Below are 21089 nucleotides of genomic sequence, written 5' to 3' on the forward strand. Positions count from 1 at the left end.
AGGCGGGGAAACCTTCCCCGGAGAGACAAGAATGGCCGAAGACAGCAGCGTCCAGTTTTCCGAGCGCGAGGCGCTGCTCTATCACTCCGAGGGCCGCCCCGGCAAAATCGAGATCGTCGCCTCCAAGCCGATGGCGACGCAGCGCGACCTGGCCCTGGCCTATTCGCCCGGCGTGGCGGTGCCGGTGCTGGCGATCGCCGAGAACCCGGCGCTTGCCTATGACTATACCGCCAAGGGCAATCTCGTCGCCGTCATCTCCAACGGCACCGCGATTCTGGGCCTCGGCAATCTCGGCGCGCTGGCGTCCAAGCCGGTGATGGAAGGCAAGGCGGTGCTGTTCAAGCGCTTCGCCGATGTCGACTCGATCGATATCGAGCTCAAGACCGAGGATGTCGATCGCATCATCGACGCGGTCGAATTGATGGAGCCGAGCTTCGGCGGCATCAATCTGGAGGACATCAAGTCACCCGAATGCTTCGTGATCGAGCAGACGCTGCGCGAGCGCATGAACATCCCGGTGTTCCATGACGACCAGCACGGCACCGCGATCATCGCCGCCGCCGGGCTGATCAATGCGCTGCACCTGACCGGGCGCGACATCAAGGACACGAGAGTGGTGATGAACGGCGCCGGCGCCGCCGCGATCGCCTGCGCCGAGCTGATCAAGTCGATGGGGTTGCCGCAGAACAACCTGCTGATGTGCGACCGTTCGGGCGTGATCTATCAGGGCCGCGAGAAGGTGAACCAGTGGCAGTCGGCGCATGCCGTGGCCACCGACCGCCGGACCCTGACCGAGGCGCTGGCCGGGGCCGATGTGTTCATGGGCCTGTCGGCGGCGGGCGCGGTATCGCAGGACATGGTGCGGGCGATGGCGCCCAATCCGATCATCTTCGCGATGGCCAATCCCGATCCCGAGATCACCCCGCCCGAAGCCAAGGCGGCGCGACCGGACGCGATCATCGCCACCGGCCGTTCGGACTATCCGAACCAGGTCAACAATGTCCTCGGCTTCCCCTTCATCTTCCGCGGCGCGCTCGACGTGCGGGCGACGACGATCAACGACGCGATGAAGATCGCCGCCGCCAACGCGCTGGCCGAACTCGCCCGCCAGCAGGTGCCCGAGGAAGTCGCCGCGGCCTATGGCGTCAAGCACAGCTTCGGCCCCGACTACATCATCCCGGCGCCGTTCGATCCGCGGCTGATGGAGATCGTCCCCGCCGCCGTCGCCAAGGCCGCGATGGATTCGGGCGTGGCGACCAAGCCGATCGCCGACTTCGCCGCCTATCGCCAGTCGTTGCGGGCGCGGCTCAACCCGACCACTTCGGTGCTGAGCCTTGCGGATGAGGGCGCGCGCGCCAATCCCAAGCGGGTTATCTTCGCCGAGGCCGAGGAAGAGGTGGTGCTGCGCGCGGCGATCGCCTTCAAGGCCGAGGGCTATGGCACGCCGGTGCTGATCGGACGCGAAAGCGTGATCGACAAGCTCCGCTCGCTCGGCGCCAACCCCGACGAGTTCGAACTGCACAACAGCGTCAATTCGCCGCTGGTGCCCGAGATGGTCGAGTTCCTCTACCAGCGGATGCAGCGCCGCGGGTACCTCCGCCGCGATGCCGAGCGCATGGTCAATCGCGACCGCAACATCTTTGGCGGGCTGCTGCTCCAGCTCGGCAAGGCCGATGCGATGATCACCGGCGTGACGCGGACCTGGGCGGAATCGATGCGCCAGGTGAAGCGGGTGATCGATCACCAGCCGGGTCGCACCCCGTTCGGCATGCACATCCTGGTCGGCCAGTCGCATACCGTGTTCATCGCCGACACCACCGTCAACGAGCGCCCGACCGCCGAGGAACTGGCCGATATCGCCGAGGGCGCGGCGCTGGTCGCGCGCCGCATGGGTCACGAGCCGCGCGTCGCGTTCCTCAGCTATTCGAACTTCGGCAATCCCGAGGGGCGCTGGCTCGAGAACCTGCGCGGCGCTATCAAGGTGCTCGATACCCGCTCGGTCGAGTTCGAATATGAAGGCGAGATGTCGCCCGACGTGGCGCTCAATCCCAAGCAGCTCGCCAATTATCCGTTCGCGCGGCTTTCCGGGCCGGCCAATGTGCTGATCATGCCCGGTCTGCAATCGGCCAACATCTCGGCGAAGCTGCTGCGCGAGCTGGGCGGCGATTCGACGATCGGGCCGATCCTGATGGGCATGGAAAAGTCGGTCCAGATCGCCCCGATGACCGCGACCGCGAGCGAACTGGTGACGTTGGCGGTGCTCGCGGCGGGGGGGATCGCCCGCTAACACGGCACGTTGAAAGCCTCTTGCTGCTACATTTGTAGCATGCTACGTATGTAGCAGGATGGAGGTTTGCCGTGATCGAATCGCTGCCGCGCCGCGAGCGTGAAGTGTTTGAAATCCTCTGCAGCATGAAGGAGGCGACTGCCGCTTCGGTCCGCGGAGCGATGAACGACGCGCCGACCGACTCGGCGGTGCGAACCTTGCTGTCGCGGCTGACCGCCAAGGGCTTGGTGCGGCACCGCACCGAGAACCAGGCCTATGTCTATTCGCCTGCGCCGCAGACCGGCGAAGTGGCGGAGACGGCGTTGCAGAAGCTGGTGCAGACATTCTTCCAGGGGTCGGCGGCAAGCGCCGCGACCGCCTTGCTGGGGATGGAGCCCAAGCTCGCCCCCGATGAGATCGACGCGCTCCAGCGCGCCATCGACCGCGCCCGCAAGGATGCCGAGTGATGCAGGACATGCTCGTCGATCTCGGCTGGAAATCGGCGCTGATCGCCGGTGCGGTACTGATCGCATATCAGGCGCTGCGGCGCAGACCGGCGAGCGAGCGCGTGTGGATGCTGCGGCTCGGGATCGGCGCGTTGCTGGCGCTGCCGTTGGTGGCGCTGTTCGCGCCGTCGCTCGATCTGGCAGTGCTTCCGGCGGAGGAAGCCGTTGCGATGGCGGTGCCGATCATCGCTGACACTGCGCCGATGGCCGTGAAGCCCGAGGCGCCGGACGCGCTCGATCTGATCCTGATGCTCTATTTCGCCGGCGCGGCGATCGTGTTGCTGCGGCTGATCCTGGGGCTGTTCACCTTGTGGCGCTGGACGCGGACGGCGGTCCCGGTCACCGATCCGCATTGGCTGCGCGCACTTGCCCGCGCAGCGGCGGGGATCGGTCGGCCGGTTCGGCTGCTGGTGTCGCGCAAGGTGTATGCTCCGCTAAGCTGGGGTCTGGCGCCGGCGTGGATATTGATCGGCCCCGAGGCCGAGGCGCGCGGCGAGCAGGCGCAAGCGGTGATCGCACATGAGATGGCGCATGTTCGGCGCTTCGACTGGCCGATGCTGATGCTGGCGCAGATGGTGACGGCGATACTGTGGTTCAATCCGCTGGTCTGGTGGCTGGCGCGTGCGCTTGCGGCGCAGATCGAGCTTGCCGCCGACGAGGAAGCGGTGGGGCAGGTCGCGCGGTTCGATTATGCCGAGACCCTGCTCGCCGTCGGCGCGGGGAGCGCGCATCCCTCCGCCTGCGGGATGACCTATGCTCGCGCCACGCTGGGTCAGCGCATACGCGGGGTTCTCGAGGCGGCGCCGCAGCGCCCGGCGAACCGAGTGTTGTGCGCGGCGATGCTGATCGTGGCGATGGCGACCGCCGGCCCGCTTGCGATGCTGCGGTTCGTGCCGGTCGCCGCACAGGCCGCGCCGGCACCCGCGCTGGACGAATATATTCCCGCCATCACTCCCGAAGCGCAGGCGGTGTCAGCCGCTGTGCAGACCGCGCCGAAACCAATGGCACCACGCAAGCGCAAGGCGCCCGGCTTCGCGACGGCAGCGCCGACGCGTCTGGTGGAAACCGCCGCGGCAGCGCCGGCCAATCCCATCCCGGTCACGTCGCCGGAACCCGTTGCTCCCACCGCGTCTGCATCCCTGAAGCGCGGACCCCGGTGGGAGCAAACCCCAGCCGCGATTGAGCGCCACGCAGCGCTCGAGGCGCGGCGCGTGGTACGCGCCGCCGAATTGGAGCGACGCCTGGCCGCCGAAGTGGAGCAACGCCTGCGCGTCTCGCCCGTCGAGCGGGACCGCGCGCTCCGAACGAGCGAGACCGCCAACAGCATGCGAAACAAGGCGCGGATATTGGAGAGGATCGCCGCCGATCCCGCCACGCCACGAGATGTACGGAACGAACATATCCGCGTGGCGAGCCGACTCCGCCGCGCCGCGCAGACCATGGATTACGATGCGCGGCAGATGATCAAGCTCTAACCGCCCGCCCATCCGACGACCGACGCAGAGCGCGATTTCGCGCCACGGGGTCGGCTTGCCTGCAAAACAAAGGAGATGAACGATGCGAGTGACTGTCTTCCTGCCGCTTGTGATGCTCGGTGCGTGCGCCGCGCGTGGACCGCTGCCGGTTGCTGAGCCGGCGGCGCGCGTCTTCTATGGCGACATCGCGCTGGACAGTGCCACGGGTCGCGCCGCACTTCGCGCGCGGGTCGCCAATGCCGCGCGCGGTTTCTGCGCGAAGCATGAGGACGAGATCACGCCCGACGCGCTACGCACCGACAAATTCTACTGCCTCGAACGGGTGCGCGACACGCTGGTTGCCGAAATGCCGGGCGCGGTCCGCGGCGCCTATCGCACCGCTATGGACGAAGCGGGGATCATCGGACGGCGGCTTTAGATGTCGATGCTGCTAGACAGATTGGCGTTGACGATACCGCCATCGACGGTGAGCGTCTCGCCGACGACATAGTCGCCGGCGCGGCTGGCGAGGTAGATCGCGGCGCCGGCCATGTCCTCATCGACGCCGATGCGGCCCGAAGGAATACGCTTGGCGACGCCGTCGGCATGGTCGCGGGCGGCCTTGTTCATGTCGCTGGGGAAGGCGCCCGGGGCGAGCGAGGAGACGACGATCTGGTCGCTGATCAGCCGCGCGGCCATGCGGCGGGTGAGGTGGATCAGCGCCGCCTTCGACGCCTGATAGCTGTAGGTCTCCCACGGATTGACGCGCTGGCCATCGATCGAGGTGATGTTGATGACCTTGGCCGGCTGGGCTTCGCTGGCGCCGGCCTTGAGCAGGCTATGCAACGCCTGAGTCAGGAAGAAGGGCGACTTGACGTTGAGGTCCATGACCTTGTCCCAGCCGCTTTCGGGGAATTCGGCCAAGGGAGCGCCCCAGGCGGCGCCGGCATTATTGACGAGGATGTCGAGCCGTGGCTCGCGCTCGGCGATCGCCGCGGCGAGGGCCTTGCAGCCCTCGACCGTCGAGACGTCCATCGGGATCGAGATGCAATTGGGGCCGAGCGCATCCGCGGTGGCATCGCAGGCATCGGCCTTGCGGGCTGAAATATAGACCTTCGCGCCCTGCTGGATGAAGCCGTCGGCGATCATGCGGCCGATGCCGCGCGATCCACCGGTGACGAGTGCGACGCGGCCGTCGAGGCGGAAGAGCTTGCTGGTGTCCATGGGTTATCCTCCCCGTTTCAGTGTTTCGCGTGCGATGATCAGCTGCTGGATCTGGCTGGTGCCTTCGTAGATCCGGAACAGGCGGACATCGCGATAGAGGCGTTCGATGCCGTAATCGGCGATATAGCCGGCGCCGCCGAAGATCTGGACGGCACGATCGGCGACGCGGCCGACCATCTCGCTGGCATAATATTTGGCGGCGGCGGATTCCATGACGACATTCTCGCCGGCGTCCTTTGCTGCGGCGGTCTGCAATACCAGCGCCTTGGCGGCGAGGGCCTCGGTCTTGCTGTCCGCGAGCATCGCCTGGATGAGCTGGTGCTCGGCGATGGGCTTGCCGAACTGCTTCCGCTCGCTCGCATAGGCGACGCAATCGGCGATCAGCCGCTCGGCGACGCCGACGCAGACCGCCGAGATGTGAAGCCGCCCGCGATCGAGCACCTGCATCGCAAGTCTGAAGCCTTCGCCCTCGGCGCCGAGGCGGAGCGCGGCGGGAACCGGCGTATCGTCGAACACCACGTCCGCGACCTTGGCGCCCTTCTGGCCCATCTTCTTCTCGGGCTCGCCGATGGTGATGCCGGGCAGATCGCGCGGCACGAGGAAGGCGGAGACGCCGCGGCCGCCGGGTTCCTCGCCGGTGCGGGCCATGACGGTGAAGACATGCGCCTTGTCGGCGTTGGTGATGAAACGCTTGGTGCCGGTGAGGCGGTAGACGTCGCCATCGCGGACGGCCCGCGTTTTCACCGCACCCGAATCCGATCCGACATCGGGCTCGGTCAGCGCGAAGCTGGCGACGACTTCGCCGCTGGCGATACGGGGGAGCCAATCGGCCTTTTGCTCGGCGGTTCCGGCCATGACCAGGCCCTGGCTGCCGATGCCGACATTGGTGCCGAAGGTCGAGCGGAAGGCCGGCGTGGTGCGGCCCAGTTCGACCGCGACCTTGCATTCCTCGACCATATTCAGGCCGAGCCCGCCATATTCCTCGGCGATCGAGAGGCCGAACAGGCCGAGGTCGCGCATCTCCTGGACGATGTGCGCCGGGATCGCATCAGCTTCCTCGACCTCACCCTCCAGCGGGCGGAGGCGCTCGGCGACGAAGCGGCGGATCGTCTCGATCAGCGTGTCGAAGATTTCGGGTTCGAGCGCCATTCCGCACCGTTCTTTCTGTTCGAAGCGCCAAGGCTATAACGCGGACAACGGATCGGACAAGCCATACCCGATCTTCCAATCGCATATGATTGACGCGGCACCGGGCGGCTTCCATGCTGCAGGCAACGAGCGAGGGAGAGACGCATGTCAGCGGTGCAAGAGGCCGGGAATCTACCGCCGGTCCGCCGATTGGGGCAGCCGACCATGCTGGCATATGGTGCCGGCGCGGTGGCCTATGGGGTCAAGGATTTCGGCTTCTCGACCTTCCTGCTGTTCTTCTTCAACCAGGTGATGGGCTTGCCGGCGTCACAGGTGGGGCTCGCGATCCTGTGCGCGCTGATGCTCGACGCGTTCATCGATCCGATGATCGGCACGCTTTCGGATCGCACGCGCAGCCGATGGGGGCGGCGGCATCCCTGGATGTACGCGTCGGCGATTCCGATCGCGGTGGGGTGGCTGTTGCTGTGGAACCCGCCCGCGCTCGGGCAGGGAGCGATGCTGGTCTGGGTGTTCGCGCTTTCGGTGATCGTCCGCAGCGCGGTCTCGGCCTATGAAGTGCCGTCGCAAGCGCTGAGCCCCGAGCTTTCCGCCGATTATGACGAGCGCACGCGGATCATGGCTTATCGCTACCTGTTCGGCTGGGCCGGCGGCATGGCGATGCTGGTCGCATCCTATGCCTATTTCCTCGCACCCTATCCCGGGCAGGAGACGGGGCTGCTCAACCGCGAGAGCTATGTCGGCTTCTCGATCGCGGGCGCGGTGGCCATGGCGGTGGCGATCCTGGTCTCGGCGCTGGGAACGCATCACGAGATCGCGCATCTGCCCAAGCCGGTGATCGCGCAACAAAGCATCGCCGGGCATTTCCGCGAGCTGGGCGAGACGGTGCGCAACCGCGCCTTCCTGATCCTGATGGGGGCGGGGATCTGCTTCTATTCGGCGCAGGGGATCAGCTTTTCGCTGTCCAACTATCTCTACACCTATGTGTGGGGGATGAAGGGCGGCGATTTCGTCGCGCTGGCGGGGGCGTTGTTCCTCGGTGTGGTCGGCGCGTTCGTGATCGCGCCGCGGGTGGCGCGGCGGGTCGGCAAGCCGGTCGCGGCGATGGCGTTCATGGCCGGCGCGGCGATACTGATCGGATCACCCTATGCGCTGCGGCTGCTTGGGGCTTTCCCCGATCCTTCGAGCCCGGCGATGCTGCCGCTGCTGTTCACGATCTTCGGAGTCAATGCGACATGCAGCGTCTCCTCGACCATCCTCGGCGCTTCGATGATGGCCGATGTCGTGGAGCATTCGGAAGTGGATACCGGGCGGCGATCCGAGGGCGTGTTCTTCGCCGGCGGCTTCTTCGTCCAGAAATGCACGACGGGCATCGGCATCTTCGCCTCGGGCTTCATCCTTTCCGGCATCGGCTTTCCCGAGGGCGCCAAGCCCGGGACCATCCCCGCGGCGACGATCGACCTGCTGACGATCATCTTCATCCTGCTTTATCTGATGCTGGGGATGGGCGCGGCGTATCTCTATCGCCGCTTCCCGTTCGGCAAGGCCGAGCATGATGCGCGGATCGGGCTGGCAACGAACGGGTAAATGCCCGCTGGAGCTTGGCGCTCCAGCGGGCATCCTTTCCTCCCCAGGAAAGCTGTAGGCTCCGTTAGGAGCCGGAGCCCCGGCGCAGGCCGGGGTCCAGTATCAAGGGCGCTTCAGCCGACGCGGCCGAGGCGGTGGAAGAGATTGGCGAACTTCACGGACTCGGGCTGGTCCTTGATCGCCTGAAGATGGGTGCCGACAGCTTCGCGGATCAGGCGGAAGTCCTCGGTCGAGAAGACGGCGCGGCTGCGCTGCGGTTCGTTGGTCATCCTTACTCTCCTTACGCTGCTTGCTTGTTGAACTGATCGGCCTCGGTCGATTCCGAATAGGCCGTGGTCGAGCTTTCGCCGCCGGCGACGGCCTGGGCGATCAGGTCGAAATAGCCGGTGCCGACTTCGCGCTGATGCTTGGTCGCGGTGTAGCCATTGGCCTCGGCCGCGAATTCGGCCTGCTGGAGCTCCGAATAGGCCGCCATGCCGCGATCCCTGTAGCCCCGGGCCAACTCGAACATGCCGTAGTTGAGCTGGTGGAAGCCGGCCAAGGTGACGAACTGGAACTTGTAGCCCATCGCGCCGATCTCGCGCTGGAAGCGGGCGATATCGTCCTTGTCGAGATTCTTCTCCCAGTTGAACGAGGGCGAGCAATTATAGGCAAGCATCTTGTTCGGTTGCTCCTTCTTGATCGCCTCGGCGAAGCGGCGGGCATCGTCCATGTTGGGCTTCGAGGTTTCCCACCACAGCAGATCGGCATGCTCGGCAAAGGCGAGGCCGCGCTTGATGCAATGGTCGACGCCGGTGCCTTCCTTGAGGCGATAGAAGCCCTCGGCGGTGCGCTCGCCGGTGAGGAATTCATGGTCGCGCTCGTCGATATCCGAAGTGATCAGCTTGGCCGATTCCGCATCGGTCCGCGCGCAGATCACCGTCGGCACGCCGCAGACATCCGCCGCGAGACGGGCGCTGTCGAGATTGCGGATATGCGCCTGGGTCGGGATCAGCACCTTGCCGCCGAGATGCCCGCACTTCTTTTCCGATGCGAGCTGATCCTCATAATGCACGCCCGCGGCGCCGGCGGCGATATAGGCCTTCATGATCTCGAAGCAGTTGAGCGGCCCGCCGAAGCCGGCCTCGGCATCGGCGACGATCGGCGCGAACCAGTCACGCGTCGCGCCGCCTTCCGAATGCTCGATCTGATCGGCGCGCTGGAGGGCGTTGTTGATCCGCTTGCATAGCTCGGGGCCGGCATTGGCCGGATAGAGCGACTGATCGGGATACATGGCGCCGGCGGTGTTGGCGTCGGCGGCGACCTGCCAGCCCGACAGATAGATCGCCTTGAGCCCAGCGCGGACCTGCTGCATCGCCTGATTGCCGCTCATCGCGCCGAGCGAATTGATATAGGGCTCGGTCTTGAGCAATTCCCACAGCTTGAGCGCGCCCTTGCGGGCCAGCGTATGCTCGATCGCGATCGACCCGCGCAGCTTGGCCACATCGTCGGCGCTATACGGGCGGACGATTCCGTCGAAGCGGCCGGTGGGAGCGGAGATCAGGTCTTCGAAGCTGGTGGTCATTGTCGTTTCCTTGACTGAACTAGTCGCTGGATACCGACAAAATGGCGAATGGTCCCAATGGTCGCAATGACATTAGAGTGCGGCTGTCTTAAATCTCCTCTCCGATTGCATGTCGTGATGTAAATAATTTACAAGGCCGCGCTTATCGAGAAGCGGGCGTATCGAACGGCGCTCGTGTAGGACAGGGAAAAGCGCCATGGCCGAAGGCAAGCTGTTCGCGGGGCATCCGATCCGGCGGCTCAGGCGGCAGATCGGACTGACGCAGGCGGCGATGGCCGAGGCGCTGAACGTGTCGCCAAGCTATCTCAACCTGATCGAGCGCAACCAGCGGCCGGTGTCGGCGGTGCTGATGCTGCGCCTGGCGGAAGTCTATGATTTCGACCTGCGGACGCTCAGCGCATCCGCACCGGGCGGCGGCGCCGAAGCGCTGCGGCGGCGGCTGGCCGATCCGATCTTCGCCGATCTCGACATCGACCGCCACCAGATGGAGGAATGGCTGGCCGGGGCGCCGGGCGGGGCGGAGGCGTTCGCGCGCGCCTATGACCGGATCGGCGCGGGGCAGGCGGGCGCGGGTGACGCGCCCGATCCGCATGGGCAGGTGCGCCGCGAAATCGAGCGCTGGCGCAACCATTTCGCCGATCTCGACGCGGCGGCGGAAGCACTGGCCGACGAACTGCGGATGAGCGGCGATCTCTATGGAGCGATGGCCGAGCGGCTGCGGGTCAAGCACCAGCTATCGGTGCGGATCCTGCCGGCGGACGTGCTCGGCGCCAACCTCAGGCGGCTCGACATGCACGCGCGGCAATTGCAGCTCTCCGAAATGCTCGACGCGCCGGCGCGCAGCTTCGCGCTGGCCGGGCAGTTGGCGTGGGAAGTACGCGAGCAGATCGACGCGCTGGTGCGCGGGAGCGGGCTCGACCGGGTCGCGGAGCGATTGTTTCGCCGCCATCTGACCGGCTATTTCGCGGCGGCGGTGATGATGCCGTACGCCCGCTTCCTGCGCGCCTGCGAGGCGACCGGATATGATCTCGACATTCTCCAGCGGCGCTTCGGGGCGAGCTTCAGCCAGGTCGCGCACCGGCTGACGACGATGCAGCGGGTCGGCGCGCGCGGGCTGCCCTTCTTCATGCTGCGTATCGATCGCGCCGGGCAGGTATCGAAACGCTATGCCGGGGCGAGCGGATCGCCGCTGGCCGAGGGTCCGGGCGTGTGCCCGCTCTGGGATATGTTCGCGGCGTTCGCGCGGGCCGACGAGACGGTCGCCGATCTGGTCGAGACCGAAGACGGGCGGCGCTGGTTTACCCTGGCACGGTGCGTGACGCCGCAGGGCGCGGGAGCGGTCAGGGCGCGGTTCGCGGTGGCGCTGGGGCTGGAGGCGGCCGAGGCGCGGAGCCTGACGGCGGCGCGCGGCAGGGACTTCACCGCGCGGGCGACGCCGATCGGGCTGGGCTGCCGCGCCTGTACGCGCGCGGACTGCCCGCAGCGCTCGGCGCCGCCGGCGGGGCGCGGGCTGGTGGTCGGCGAGCGGGAGAGCGGCGTCACCCCGTTCGGCTTCGCGGGGGACTAAGGGTCCGGCCGTAATGGCGGCAATTGTCGGCCCGATCGGCTTGCCAGTGGCGGCGGCATGACCGCCTATGCTGCGGGTCCGGCGACTCCTTCACCGGACAATCCGGAGAGGAGAAATCATGGCCGACAATCCGAATTTTCCCGTCGCGACCGCCGCCGTCAACTGGATCGACAGCAGCGGCAATCTGCACATCCGCGTCTATTCCAGCGATGGCTACAACGTCATCGAGCGTTGTACCGATACCGGCACCAATGGCTGGACGACCGGCTCGTTCAGCCAGCCCGGATCGCAGGTCTCGGCGACCGCGTGGCAGACTTCGAATGGCGCCTATATCCGCGTCTATTGCACCGGCAACGACACCACCACCGAATGGTGCATGGATCCCGGCGGCAATTGGTATCAGGGCCAATACACCACGAGCTGAGCCTCGGCGGTGATTGCCGCGTGAACCGGTTCTCCGCCTTTCGCGGGGCGGAGGCTGGCTCAGTCCAGATTCGGCCGCAACCAGCGGGTCGCCTGCTCGACGCTGACGCCGCGCCGCGCGGCATAGTCTTCGAGCTGGTCCTGGCCGATGCGGGCGACGCCGAAATATTCGGCCTGGGGGTGGCCGAAATAGAAGCCGGAAACCGCCGAGGTCGGCAGCATCGCGAAGCTTTCGGTCAGGGAAATGCCGGTGCGGTGATGCGCGTCGAGCATCTTGAACAGGATCGGCTTGAGGCTGTGCTCGGGGCAGGCGGGATAGCCGGGGGCGGGGCGGATGCCGCGATACAGTTCCTTGATCAGCGCTTCGTTGGTGAGCTGCTCGCCCTCGGCATAGCCCCATAAGGCGGTGCGGACATAATGGTGGAGGCGTTCGGCGAACGCCTCGGCGAGACGGTCGGCAAGGGCCTTCAAGAGGATGTCCGAATAATCGTCGATCGCGTTCTTGAAGCGCGCGAGGTGCGGCTCGATGCCGTGAAGCGAGACCGCGAAGCCGCCGATCCAGTCGCCCTGCGGATCGATGAAATCGGCGAGGCACATATTGGCGCGGCCTTCGCGCTTGGCGATCTGCTGGCGGAGCATCGGCAGAGTGACATGGGTCTCGTCCTCGACATGGACGACGATGTCGTCGCCCGAGCGGCGGCACGGCCAGAGACCGGCGACGCCGCGCGCGGTGAGCCATTTCTCGGCGATGATCTTGTCGAGCATCTTCTGCGCGTCGTTGAACAGCGAGGTGGCGCTTTCGCCGACGATCTCGTCCTCGAGGATCGCCGGATAGACCCCTGCCAGCTCCCAGGCGCGGAAGAACGGCGTCCAGTCGATATACTGGCGGAGGTCATTGAGGTCCCAATCGGGGAAATCATGGATGCCGGGCATGCGCGGCTTGCCGGGCTTGAGCGCCATATCGGCCTCGAAAGCGTTGTCGCGGGCCTTTTCGAGCGGCAGCAATTCGCTCTGGCCGCGATTGGCGCGGGCCTGGCGGACGGCCTCATATTCCGCGGCGACCTTGGCGACATAATCGTCGCGGATCGTATCGGAGACGAGCGTGGTGGCGACGCCGACCGCGCGCGATGCGTCGAGGACGTGGACGACCGGGCCCTTGTACGCCGGCTCGATGCGCAGCGCGGTGTGGACGCGGGAGGTGGTCGCGCCGCCGATCAGCAGCGGCATGGTCATGCCCGAGCGCTGCATCTCCTCGGCGACGGTGACCATCTCGTCGAGCGAGGGGGTGATCAGCCCGGACAGCCCGATCATGTCGGCGTCATTCTCGTTGGCGGCCTCGAGGATCTTCGACCAGGGGACCATCACGCCGAGATCGACGACTTCGAAGCCATTGCACTGGAGCACGACGCCGACGATGTTCTTGCCGATATCGTGGACGTCGCCCTTGACGGTGGCCATCACGACCTTGCCCTTGCCCTTGGCGCCCTCCTCCTTGGCGGCCTCGATGAAGGGCAGGAGGTGGGCGACCGCCTTCTTCATCACGCGGGCGGACTTCACCACCTGCGGCAGGAACATCTTGCCGCTGCCGAACAGGTCGCCGACGACGTTCATGCCGTCCATCAGCGGGCCTTCGATGACTTCGATCGGGCGCGGGAAGGCGAGGCGGCATTCCTCGGTATCCTCGACGACATATTGGTCGATGCCCTTGACCAGGGCGTGCTCCAGCCGCTTCGAGACTTCCCAGCCACGCCATTCGGCCATCTGCTTTTCGGCGACGGCATCGGTGCCCTTATACTTCTCGGCCAGCGCGACGAGACGCTCGCCGGCATCGGGGTCCTTGTTGAGGATCACGTCCTCGCAGGCCTGGCGCAGCTCGGGCTCGATCGTGTCGTAGACGTCGAGCTGGCCGGCATTGACGATCGCCATGTCCATGCCGGCGGGGATGGCGTAATAGAGGAACACCGAGTGCATCGCCTTGCGGACGGTCTCGTTGCCGCGGAAGCTGAAGCTCAGGTTCGACAGGCCGCCCGAGATATGGACATGCGGGCAGCGCGCCTTGATCTCGCGGGTCGCCTCGATGAAGTCGACGCCGTAATTATTGTGCTCCTCGATGCCGGTGGCGATCGCGAAGACGTTGGGATCGAAGATGATGTCCTCGGGCGGGAAGCCGATGCCGGTGAGCAGCTTGTAGGCGCGCTCGCAGATCTCGATCTTGCGGTCGCGCGTGTCGGCCTGGCCGGTCTCGTCGAAGGCCATCACGACCGCGGCGGCGCCATAGGCCATGCACTTGCGGGCCTGTTCGAGGAACTGCGCCTCGCCCTCCTTCATGCTGATCGAATTGACGATCGGCTTGCCCGAGACGCATTTGAGCCCGGCCTCGATCACGCCCCATTTCGAGCTGTCGATCATCACCGGCACGCGGGCGATATCGGGCTCGGCGGCGATGAGCTTGAGGAAGGTCGTCATCGCCTCATAGGCGTCGAGCAGACCCTCATCCATGTTGACGTCGATCACCTGCGCGCCGTTCTCGACCTGCTGGCGCGCGACCTCGACCGCCCGGGCATAGTCGCCGGCCATGATCAGCTTCTTGAACGCGGCCGAACCGGTGACGTTGGTGCGCTCGCCGACATTGACGAAGGAGGTGGAGGAGGCGGTAGAAGTCATTGTCATTCCTAGTTCCTCCCCGCGCCGGGGAGGATCGATTCAGGCGGCCATCGTGAAGGGTTCGAGTCCGGCGAGGCGGGTGCGGACTTCCGGGGTGGCGAGTTCGCGCGGCGCCAGTCCCCGTACCGCTTCGGCGATCGCGGCGATGTGCGCCGGAGTCGATCCGCAACAGCCGCCAAGGACATTGACCTGGCCGGCATCGGCCCATTCCTTGACGAGGCCCGCGGTCGTCTCGGGCGATTCGTCATAGGCGCCGAGTTCGTTGGGCAGGCCGGCATTGGGATAGACCATGATCAGCGTGTCGCAGAGGCCCGACAGCGTCTTGACGTGCGGACGGAGCTGCTCGGCGCCGAACGAGCAGTTGAGGCCGATCGTCAGCGGATTGGCGTGGCGGATCGCGGCCCAGAACGCCTCGACGGTGTGGCCCGAAAGGTTGCGGCCCGACAGGTCGGTCAGCGTCATCGACATCATGATCGGCAGATCGCGGCCGAGATCGTTGGCGGCCTCGATGCAGGCCATCACCCCGGCCTTGGCGTTGAGCGTGTCGAACACCGTCTCGATCAGGATGAAATCGACGCCGCCTTCGACCAGTGCGTCGATCTGCTCGCGATAGACGTCCTTCAGATAGTCGAAATCGATCTCGCGAAAGCCGGGATCGTTGACGTCGGGGCTGAGCGAGAGCGTCTTGTTGGTCGGGCCGAGTGCACCGGCGACGAAGCGGGGGCGGCCGTCCTTGGCTTCGAACTCGTCGGCGATCTGGCGCGCCATCTTCGCGCTCTCGACGTTGATCTCGCGGACGAGATGCTCGGCGCCATAATCGGCCTGGCTGATGCGGTTGGCCGAGAAGGTGTTGGTCTCGGCGATGTCGGCGCCGGCTTCGAAATAGGCGCGGTGGATGCTGGCCGGCACGTGGGGCGCGGTCAGCGCGAGGATGTCGTTATTGCCCTTCTGATCGTGCGACAGGCCGAGAGCGCCGGCGTAATCGGCTTCGGCGAGCTTCCAGTTCTGGATCTCGGTGCCGAAGGCGCCGTCGGTGATCAGGATGCGCTTGCGCGCTTCGGCGAAGAATTTCTCGCGGGCGTTCATTTCGGGCGCACTCCCAGAAGGTGGCAGATCGCGTAGCTGAGCTCGGCGCGATTGAGCGTGTAGAAGTGGAACTGGCGGACGCCGCCGGCATAGAGCTTGCGGCACAGCTCGGCGGCGAGGGTGGCGGCGACGAGCTGGCGCGCGGCGGGGCGATCGTCGAGCCCCTCGAACAGGCGCTCCATCCAGCCGGGGACGTGGGTGTTGCACATCGCCGACATCTTCCGGACCGCGGCGAAGCTCATCACCGGCATGATGCCTGGCACTATCTCGTTCTTGATACCGACTTTCGCGCAATCGTCACGGAAGCGGAAGAAGGTGTCGGGCTCGAAGAAGAATTGCGTGATCGCGCGGGTGGCGCCGGCATCGATCTTGCGCTTGAGATTGTCGAGATCGGCGGCGGCGTGCGGCGAATCCGGATGGCATTCGGGATAGGCGGCGACCGAGATTTCGAACGGGTGAAGCCTGAGCAGTCCGCCGACGAGATCGGCGGCATTCTCATAGCCGCCGGGGTGCGTCGCATATTTCTCGCCGGCGCGAGGCGGATCGCCGCGCAGCGCGACGATATGGCGGACGCCGGCCTGCCAATAGTCATTGGCGACCTGATCGATCTCGTCGCGGGTCGCCTCGACACAGGTGAGGTGCGCGGCGGCGGGGATGCCGGTCTCGCGGGCGATGCGTGCGACCGTATTGTGGGTGCGCTCGCGGGTGGTGCCGCCCGCGCCATAGGTGACGCTGACGAAACGGGGGGCGAGCGGCGAGAGCGTCTGGATCGATTCCCAGAGCGTCTCCTCCATCTTCTCGGTCTTGGGCGGGAAGAACTCGAACGACACGTCGATATCGCCGGCAACGTCCGCGAACAGCGGTCCGGCCAGCGGGTTCACTTCAGTCATGACTCATGCCGCTTTCACTTTCCTGGCGGGCTCGCCGGTCTTGCGGCCGAGCCATAATTTGACCGTGAGCTCGCCGCCTTCGAGCGTCTCGACCTGAACCGGCGCGAGACCGTGCGCTTCGAGCCAGCCGAGCACCTGCTCGTCGGAGAAGCCGAGGCGGGTATGCGCGTCCTGCTGGCGAAGATCCTCGCGCTCGTGCGGCGCGAAGTCGGCGATCAGGAGCCGCCCGCCGGGCGCGAGCACGCGCGCGGCCTCGCCGATGGCGGCGCCGGGCTGTTGCGCGAAATGGAGGACGTGATGGAGGATCGCCGCATCCGCGCCGCCATCGGCGAGAGGCAGCGCGTAGAGATCGGCCTGGCGCAGCTCGGCGTTGAGCCCGCGCTCGGACAGCTTGGCGCGGGCGAGGCGGAGCATTTCCGACGAGCGATCGATGCCGAGCGCGTGGTTGGCCTGGGGCGCGAACAATTCGAGCATCCGGCCGGTGCCGGTGCCGATATCGATGAGGCAGCCGAGTGGGGCATCGCCCAGCGCCCTGGCCATCGCCGCCTCGACTTCGCTGTCGGCGACATGCAGCGAGCGGATCGCGTCCCATTGCCCGGCATTGGCTTCGAACCATTCGGCGGCGGCGCTGGCGCGGTCGGCGCGGACTGCGGCGAGGCGGGCCTCGTCGGCGACGGTCCAGTGATCGGCCTCGCCCCAGCTATCCAGCGCGGCGAGGATCGGCCTGACCCTGGCGTCCGGCCCCAGCGCCACGAACACCCAGCTACCTTCCTTGCGGCGCTCGGCGACGCCGGCGTCGCAGAGGATCTTGATATGGCGGCTGACGCGCGGCTGGCTCTGCCCGAGCACCTGCGCCAGCTCTCCGACCGACAATTCCATCGAGCGAAGCAGCGCGAGGATGCGCAGCCGGGTGGAATCGGCGAGGGCGCGGAAGATGATGAGAGCCTGGTTCATGCGGTTCCGTCTCTGGGTACATAGAGATATAAAGATATCTTTATATCAGGTCAACGCGCAGTTGGGGTTGCGTGAGAGAGAGCGGGTCGGTTAGCCCGTTGCCGACAGGAAAACACGAAAGGGACTATGATGCGCAAGGCTCTCCTCATCCCCCTCGCCGCGGCGGCGGTGCTCAGCCTCTCGGCGTGCGGCAAGAAGGCCGCCAACGAAGCCGCCGAGGCCAATGAATCGGTGGGCGGCGACAGCAACACGATGGGCGAGGCGGTCAGCGATGTGAACGCGGCCGAGAACGCGGCGTTCGGCGCGGCCGAGAACAGCTATGCCGAGGCCCCCGCCGACGAAGGTGGCGACAACGAGATCGAGGAATGATCCGCGCCGTCCCCCTGCTTCTGCTGCTCGCGCTTGCGGCATGCGGCGGGGACGATCCGGCGCCGGGCGGGCTCAGCCGCGGCGAGGAAAAGCAGCTCGACCAAGCGGCGGCGTCGATCGACATCAACGCGATGGACGACAAGGGGAATACGCAGTGAGCGCCGCGCGGGCGCTGGGCGGAAGCGGCCTGACCACGCCGCCGCTGGTGCTGGGCGGCAACGTCTTCGGCTGGACCGCGGACAGGGCGGCGAGCTTTCGCGTACTCGACGCGTTCGCCGATGCCGGCGGGACGATGGTCGATACCGCCGACGTCTATTCGGCCTGGGTGCCGGGGCATAAGGGCGGCGAATCCGAGACGCTGATCGGCGAATGGCTGCGGACCTCGGGCAAGCGCATGCAGGTCGCGACCAAGGTCGGGATGCTGCCGGGCGAGGGTGGCGAGAAGCTGGCGCCGGCGCGGATCGCCGCGGCCTGCGAAGCGTCGCTCAAGCGGCTCGGGGTCGAGACGATCGACCTGTATTTCGCGCACCAGGACGATGAAGGCGTTCCGCAGGAGGATGCGCTCGCGGCATTCGCGAAGCTGATCGAGGCAGGCAAGATCCGGGCTCTGGGCGCTTCGAACTTCAGCGCCGAACGGCTTGGCCTGGCGCTGGATGTGGCGAAGCGCGAGGGCCTGCCGCGCTACACGGTGCTCCAGCCCGAATATAATCTGGTCAGCCGCGACAGGTTCGAAGGCGCGCTGCAGGATCTGTGCGTCGCCGAGAATATCGGGGTCGTGCCCTATTATGGGCTCGCCTCGGGATTTCTGACCGGCAAGTATCGCTCGGCGGCCGATCTTGGCCAATCGGTGCGCGGCGGGCGGATGACGGCGTTGCTGGAGGGCAAGGGCGCGAAGGTGCTGGCGGCGATGGACGCGGTGGCGGCGGAGACCAATGCGAGCCTGGCGCAGATCGCGCTGGCCTGGCTGGCCGCGCAGCCGGGCGTGACCGCGCCGATCGCGAGCGCGACGCGGGTGGAACAGGTCGAGGAATTGATCGGAGCGTGGGATGTGGCGCTGAGCGACGATCAGTTGAGCCGGCTGACCGCGGCGGGGGCGTGACGCTTCGAGGGAATTGCGAGACGGGCAAGCGCGATTCCTGGCGCTCATGGAGCGGTCGCCGCAAGTGTCTTCCTTTAGAGGACGTGACGGACCTGGAGGAACAGATACTGGCTCTGCCGGGTCTCGCGGCGTTCGCTGAACAGGATCGGCGTGATGTTGCGCGGGCCGGAATGGACTTCGCGGCCATTGGCGACCCGGAAATTGGTGACGTTGCCGAGATCGATGCGGACGGTCATTTTCGGATTGGGCTTCCACTGGCCGTAGATCGAGACGAACGGCTGGTTGTCGATGGTGCGGACCTCGCGGACGCGATAGGCGGTGTAGCGGTCGATGTTGCAGCCATGTTCGAAGCCGTAGGAGAATTTGCCGCCCTCGAGATCGTGGTTGAACGACACGCTGCAGGCGAACGGGATTTCGCGCGACAGGCGGCGATGCTGGCCGGTGAGCGGATCGGTGACCTGCGACTTCTGGGCCGCGAAGCGCGCCGATAGCAGGGCGTTGGGGATGCCCAGCCGGTCGAACGGCAAGGTGATCCGCACCTGGCCGAGATTGACCCAGCCATTGCCGATATTGCCGACCGCGTCGAACCCGCCGATCAGCGGGATGATGTCGATCACATCCTCGATCTCGGTGTGCTGGAGAGTCAGCTCGACCGCGCCCTTGCCCCAGAAGCGGCGCTCGTAGACGACCTCATAGACGGTCAGCTTTTGCGGTTCGAGATCGGCATTGCCGCCGGCGACGGTACCGAGGTTGATCTCGGTCGAGGCCGAGAAGTCGCCGAAATTGAGCTGGCCGACCGAGCGCTCGGCGCGCAGCCGGATCTGGTGACCGGCACCAGGCACCCAGGTGAGCTGGAGACGCGGCTTGGGATAGACGAACGACTTGGACTTGTCGGTGTCGCCCGATTGGCTGATCGTCGATTTCTCGACGCGGAGCGCTGCCTCCAGCGTCAGGTTCGCGGTGGGCCGGAACGTGGTCTGGCCGAACGCCTCGCCGCGCAGCTCGCTGACCAGAACCTTGGCGTTGGGCAGGGCGACCGGAGCGCCGTTCTGATTGTAGCGGCTGGCGTTATCGAGGAAGTTGTAGGCGACCTCGCCGCCGCCCTCGAACGCCCAGCGGTCGCTCTGGCGATATTTGAGCGTGCCGCGGACGATGCTCTCGCCGCGAAGCGAATCATTGTCGAACTCGGTGGTCGCGCCGCTGCCGTCATAGCTCGACGAATCGTAGCGCTGGCGCGAGCCGCGCTGGAGGGCGATCAGATTGATCTCGGTGCGGGGCCCCAGCGGCCTGGTCCAGTTGACGCCGAGCTCGCCGCCCCAGGCGTGATTGACGTCCTGGTTGTGGCTGTTGACGCCGGGGCCGGACAGGATGGCGATGTCCTGACGGTTGTTGAAATTGGTGTAGTCGATCAGCGCGTTGGCGCGCAGCTTGCCGCCGCCCAGGGGCCGCGTGATCGAGCCGCGGACGCTGCCGTTGCGGTAACGGTCCCACAGATCGAGATCGGCTTCCTGAAACGCCGCGCCGGCCGCATCGTAGCGGGTGCGATGGCCCCTGGCGGTGCCGCCGGTGCGATCGGTGGTGGCGGAGAAGGCGATCTCGGTCTGCTTCTCGCCCTCACGCCGCGAATACTGCGCCTTGAGCAAGGGGCCGGCATAGGCGTCGCGGTAGAAATAGCTGTTGGTCTCCAGCACGATCTGCGAACTGGCGGTGCGCTTGAGCACGACATTGGCGATCACCGAGCGGCCCTGCATATCGATGCCCGGCGCGCCGCCGCGGATCAGCTCGACGCGCTCGACGCTGGCGGCGGGGATGCGGCGGAGAATCTCGAACAGATTGTCGGTCTTGGAGGAAGGGCGGCTGCCGTCGATCAGGACGTTACCCTGCGCACCGGCCAGCCCGCGGGCTTCGGAATTGCCGGTGTCGAGCCCGAAACCGGGGACGCGCTGGATCATGTCCAGCGCCGTATCGGGGCCGGCGCTGGCGAAGAATTCGGGTGGATAGATGAGGATGCCGGTTTGCGCCGAATCGGCGGGCGCGGCGGCGGTTGTGGTGGCGGGGCTTTCCTGCGCAACGGCCAGGCATGGCCATGCGGCAAGCGCGGTGCCTGCCATTGCGAGTGCGCGATTCATTCCCGGTCTCTCCCCTGTGTCGGACTTGTGTCCGATCTTTTGCCGGTGTGCTAGTGATTTGCCGCACCGTGTCTGAACGAAATGTATTGAACATGGATACACGATGACGGCCGGGCGACGCTTGCCGCCTTGCGCGCACGCGCTAAGGTCCGGCGAAAAGC

The 21089-nt window shown here is 66.3% G+C and carries 19 protein-coding genes; 10 read left to right on the forward strand and 9 right to left on the reverse strand.

The annotated features are described in order from the left end of the window. Positions 1–31 precede the first annotated feature (31 nt). The 4 genes from KF730_RS02435 to KF730_RS02450 all read left to right on the forward strand — a co-directional run bounded on the left by KF730_RS02435 (position 32) and on the right by KF730_RS02450 (position 4665). Entirely contained in the window at positions 32–2287 is a 2256-nt protein-coding gene (locus KF730_RS02435; protein WP_294092011.1) for an NADP-dependent malic enzyme, read from the forward strand. A 71-nt stretch (positions 2288–2358) separates the two neighbouring features. Beyond that, a complete protein-coding gene (locus tag KF730_RS02440) occupies positions 2359–2733 on the forward strand; it encodes a BlaI/MecI/CopY family transcriptional regulator (protein ID WP_294092013.1) in 375 nt (124 codons plus the stop codon). Continuing rightward, positions 2733–4247 (forward strand): M56 family metallopeptidase, encoded by a 1515-nt coding sequence (locus KF730_RS02445; protein ID WP_294092014.1) that lies wholly within the window; start codon positions 2733–2735, stop codon positions 4245–4247. The genes KF730_RS02440 and KF730_RS02445 overlap by 1 nt, the downstream gene beginning before the upstream one ends. Positions 4248–4329: 82 nt before the next feature. Continuing rightward, positions 4330–4665, forward strand: coding sequence for a UrcA family protein (locus KF730_RS02450; protein ID WP_294092016.1), 336 nt, complete (start codon positions 4330–4332; stop codon positions 4663–4665). On the opposite strand, the gene KF730_RS02455 is transcribed toward KF730_RS02450, so the two are convergent. Beyond that, positions 4662–5450, reverse strand: coding sequence for an SDR family oxidoreductase (locus tag KF730_RS02455; RefSeq protein WP_294092017.1), 789 nt, complete (start codon positions 5448–5450; stop codon positions 4662–4664). The two genes, KF730_RS02450 and KF730_RS02455, sit on opposite strands and share 4 nt — an antisense overlap. A 3-nt stretch (positions 5451–5453) precedes the next feature. Beyond that, positions 5454–6599, reverse strand: coding sequence for an acyl-CoA dehydrogenase family protein (locus tag KF730_RS02460; protein WP_294092018.1), 1146 nt, complete (start codon positions 6597–6599; stop codon positions 5454–5456). 144 nt (positions 6600–6743) lie between these two features. Here KF730_RS02460 and KF730_RS02465 point away from each other — a divergent pair, with 144 nt between their 5' ends. Beyond that, the gene (locus tag KF730_RS02465) at positions 6744–8183 is read left to right on the forward strand and encodes an MFS transporter (RefSeq protein WP_294092019.1); all 1440 of its coding nucleotides are present in this window, start codon (positions 6744–6746) and stop codon (positions 8181–8183) included. 113 nt (positions 8184–8296) lie between these two features. On the opposite strand, the gene KF730_RS02470 is transcribed toward KF730_RS02465, so the two are convergent. Together KF730_RS02470 and aceA are read right to left on the reverse strand one after the other, a co-directional pair. Further along, entirely contained in the window at positions 8297–8452 is a 156-nt protein-coding gene (locus KF730_RS02470; protein WP_294092020.1) for a hypothetical protein, read from the reverse strand. Between the two features lie 11 nt (positions 8453–8463). Then, entirely contained in the window at positions 8464–9747 is a 1284-nt protein-coding gene (aceA, locus tag KF730_RS02475) for an isocitrate lyase (RefSeq protein ID WP_294092021.1), read from the reverse strand. Between the two features lie 196 nt (positions 9748–9943). Between aceA and KF730_RS02480 the strand changes: the two genes are divergently transcribed. Further along, complete coding sequence (locus tag KF730_RS02480) at positions 9944–11314, forward strand: XRE family transcriptional regulator (RefSeq protein ID WP_294092023.1); 1371 nt, start codon at positions 9944–9946, stop codon at positions 11312–11314. A 118-nt stretch (positions 11315–11432) separates the two neighbouring features. Beyond that, complete coding sequence (locus tag KF730_RS02485; protein WP_294092025.1) at positions 11433–11738, forward strand: hypothetical protein; 306 nt, start codon at positions 11433–11435, stop codon at positions 11736–11738. A gap of 59 nt (positions 11739–11797) precedes the next feature. Here the strand turns inward: KF730_RS02485 and metH are convergent, their stop codons facing one another. The 4 genes from metH to KF730_RS02505 are packed head-to-tail and all read right to left on the reverse strand — an operon-like array spanning position 11798 to position 17331. Continuing rightward, positions 11798–14401, reverse strand: a complete 2604-nt coding sequence (gene metH / locus KF730_RS02490) for a methionine synthase (RefSeq protein ID WP_294095668.1) — start codon at positions 14399–14401, stop codon at positions 11798–11800. Between the two features lie 39 nt (positions 14402–14440). Continuing rightward, positions 14441–15487, reverse strand: coding sequence for a homocysteine S-methyltransferase family protein (locus tag KF730_RS02495; RefSeq protein WP_294092027.1), 1047 nt, complete (start codon positions 15485–15487; stop codon positions 14441–14443). Continuing rightward, positions 15484–16377: a methylenetetrahydrofolate reductase gene (metF, locus tag KF730_RS02500; protein WP_294092028.1), complete on the reverse strand. Its 894-nt coding sequence runs from the start codon at positions 16375–16377 to the stop codon at positions 15484–15486. Before metF ends, KF730_RS02495 begins: the two co-directional genes overlap by 4 nt. A gap of 3 nt (positions 16378–16380) precedes the next feature. Beyond that, a complete protein-coding gene (locus KF730_RS02505) occupies positions 16381–17331 on the reverse strand; it encodes a metalloregulator ArsR/SmtB family transcription factor (RefSeq protein WP_294092030.1) in 951 nt (316 codons plus the stop codon). 129 nt (positions 17332–17460) lie between these two features. Here KF730_RS02505 and KF730_RS02510 point away from each other — a divergent pair, with 129 nt between their 5' ends. Genes KF730_RS02510 through KF730_RS02520 form a run of 3 tightly spaced genes read left to right on the forward strand, consistent with a single transcriptional unit; the run spans position 17461 to position 18799 of the window. Continuing rightward, positions 17461–17700 carry a hypothetical protein gene (locus tag KF730_RS02510; protein ID WP_294092031.1) on the forward strand — a complete coding sequence of 80 codons (240 nt, stop codon included), beginning with the start codon at positions 17461–17463 and terminating at the stop codon, positions 17698–17700. Then, positions 17697–17858, forward strand: coding sequence for a hypothetical protein (locus KF730_RS02515; RefSeq protein ID WP_294092033.1), 162 nt, complete (start codon positions 17697–17699; stop codon positions 17856–17858). Before KF730_RS02510 ends, KF730_RS02515 begins: the two co-directional genes overlap by 4 nt. Beyond that, positions 17855–18799 carry an aldo/keto reductase gene (locus KF730_RS02520; protein WP_294092034.1) on the forward strand — a complete coding sequence of 315 codons (945 nt, stop codon included), beginning with the start codon at positions 17855–17857 and terminating at the stop codon, positions 18797–18799. Before KF730_RS02515 ends, KF730_RS02520 begins: the two co-directional genes overlap by 4 nt. Before the next feature lie 74 nt (positions 18800–18873). On the opposite strand, the gene KF730_RS02525 is transcribed toward KF730_RS02520, so the two are convergent. Next, positions 18874–20928, reverse strand: a complete 2055-nt coding sequence (locus tag KF730_RS02525; RefSeq protein WP_294092035.1) for a TonB-dependent receptor — start codon at positions 20926–20928, stop codon at positions 18874–18876. Positions 20929–21089 lie beyond the last annotated feature (161 nt).

The organism is Sphingomonas sp., assembly GCF_019635515.1.
In the GTDB taxonomy this organism is placed as follows: Bacteria; Pseudomonadota; Alphaproteobacteria; order Sphingomonadales; family Sphingomonadaceae; genus Sphingomonas.

What these genes read in the sequence shown, in the direction of transcription:
- KF730_RS02445 (WP_294092014.1), top strand. Translation starts at nt 2,733, where the DNA reads ATGCAGGACATGCTCGTCGATCTCGGCTGGAAATCGGCGCTGATCGCC.
- KF730_RS02455 (WP_294092017.1), bottom strand. Translation starts at nt 5,450, where the DNA reads ATGGACACCAGCAAGCTCTTCCGCCTCGACGGCCGCGTCGCACTCGTC.
- KF730_RS02480 (WP_294092023.1), top strand. Translation starts at nt 9,944, where the DNA reads ATGGCCGAAGGCAAGCTGTTCGCGGGGCATCCGATCCGGCGGCTCAGG.
- KF730_RS02495 (WP_294092027.1), bottom strand. Translation starts at nt 15,487, where the DNA reads ATGAACGCCCGCGAGAAATTCTTCGCCGAAGCGCGCAAGCGCATCCTG.
- metH (WP_294095668.1), bottom strand. Translation starts at nt 14,401, where the DNA reads ATGACTTCTACCGCCTCCTCCACCTCCTTCGTCAATGTCGGCGAGCGC.
- KF730_RS02465 (WP_294092019.1), top strand. Translation starts at nt 6,744, where the DNA reads ATGTCAGCGGTGCAAGAGGCCGGGAATCTACCGCCGGTCCGCCGATTG.
- metF (WP_294092028.1), bottom strand. Translation starts at nt 16,377, where the DNA reads ATGACTGAAGTGAACCCGCTGGCCGGACCGCTGTTCGCGGACGTTGCC.
- KF730_RS02525 (WP_294092035.1), bottom strand. Translation starts at nt 20,928, where the DNA reads ATGAATCGCGCACTCGCAATGGCAGGCACCGCGCTTGCCGCATGGCCA.
- KF730_RS02510 (WP_294092031.1), top strand. Translation starts at nt 17,461, where the DNA reads ATGCGCAAGGCTCTCCTCATCCCCCTCGCCGCGGCGGCGGTGCTCAGC.
- KF730_RS02515 (WP_294092033.1), top strand. Translation starts at nt 17,697, where the DNA reads ATGATCCGCGCCGTCCCCCTGCTTCTGCTGCTCGCGCTTGCGGCATGC.
- KF730_RS02505 (WP_294092030.1), bottom strand. Translation starts at nt 17,331, where the DNA reads ATGAACCAGGCTCTCATCATCTTCCGCGCCCTCGCCGATTCCACCCGG.
- KF730_RS02460 (WP_294092018.1), bottom strand. Translation starts at nt 6,599, where the DNA reads ATGGCGCTCGAACCCGAAATCTTCGACACGCTGATCGAGACGATCCGC.
- KF730_RS02435 (WP_294092011.1), top strand. Translation starts at nt 32, where the DNA reads ATGGCCGAAGACAGCAGCGTCCAGTTTTCCGAGCGCGAGGCGCTGCTC.
- KF730_RS02450 (WP_294092016.1), top strand. Translation starts at nt 4,330, where the DNA reads ATGCGAGTGACTGTCTTCCTGCCGCTTGTGATGCTCGGTGCGTGCGCC.
- KF730_RS02470 (WP_294092020.1), bottom strand. Translation starts at nt 8,452, where the DNA reads ATGACCAACGAACCGCAGCGCAGCCGCGCCGTCTTCTCGACCGAGGAC.
- KF730_RS02485 (WP_294092025.1), top strand. Translation starts at nt 11,433, where the DNA reads ATGGCCGACAATCCGAATTTTCCCGTCGCGACCGCCGCCGTCAACTGG.
- aceA (WP_294092021.1), bottom strand. Translation starts at nt 9,747, where the DNA reads ATGACCACCAGCTTCGAAGACCTGATCTCCGCTCCCACCGGCCGCTTC.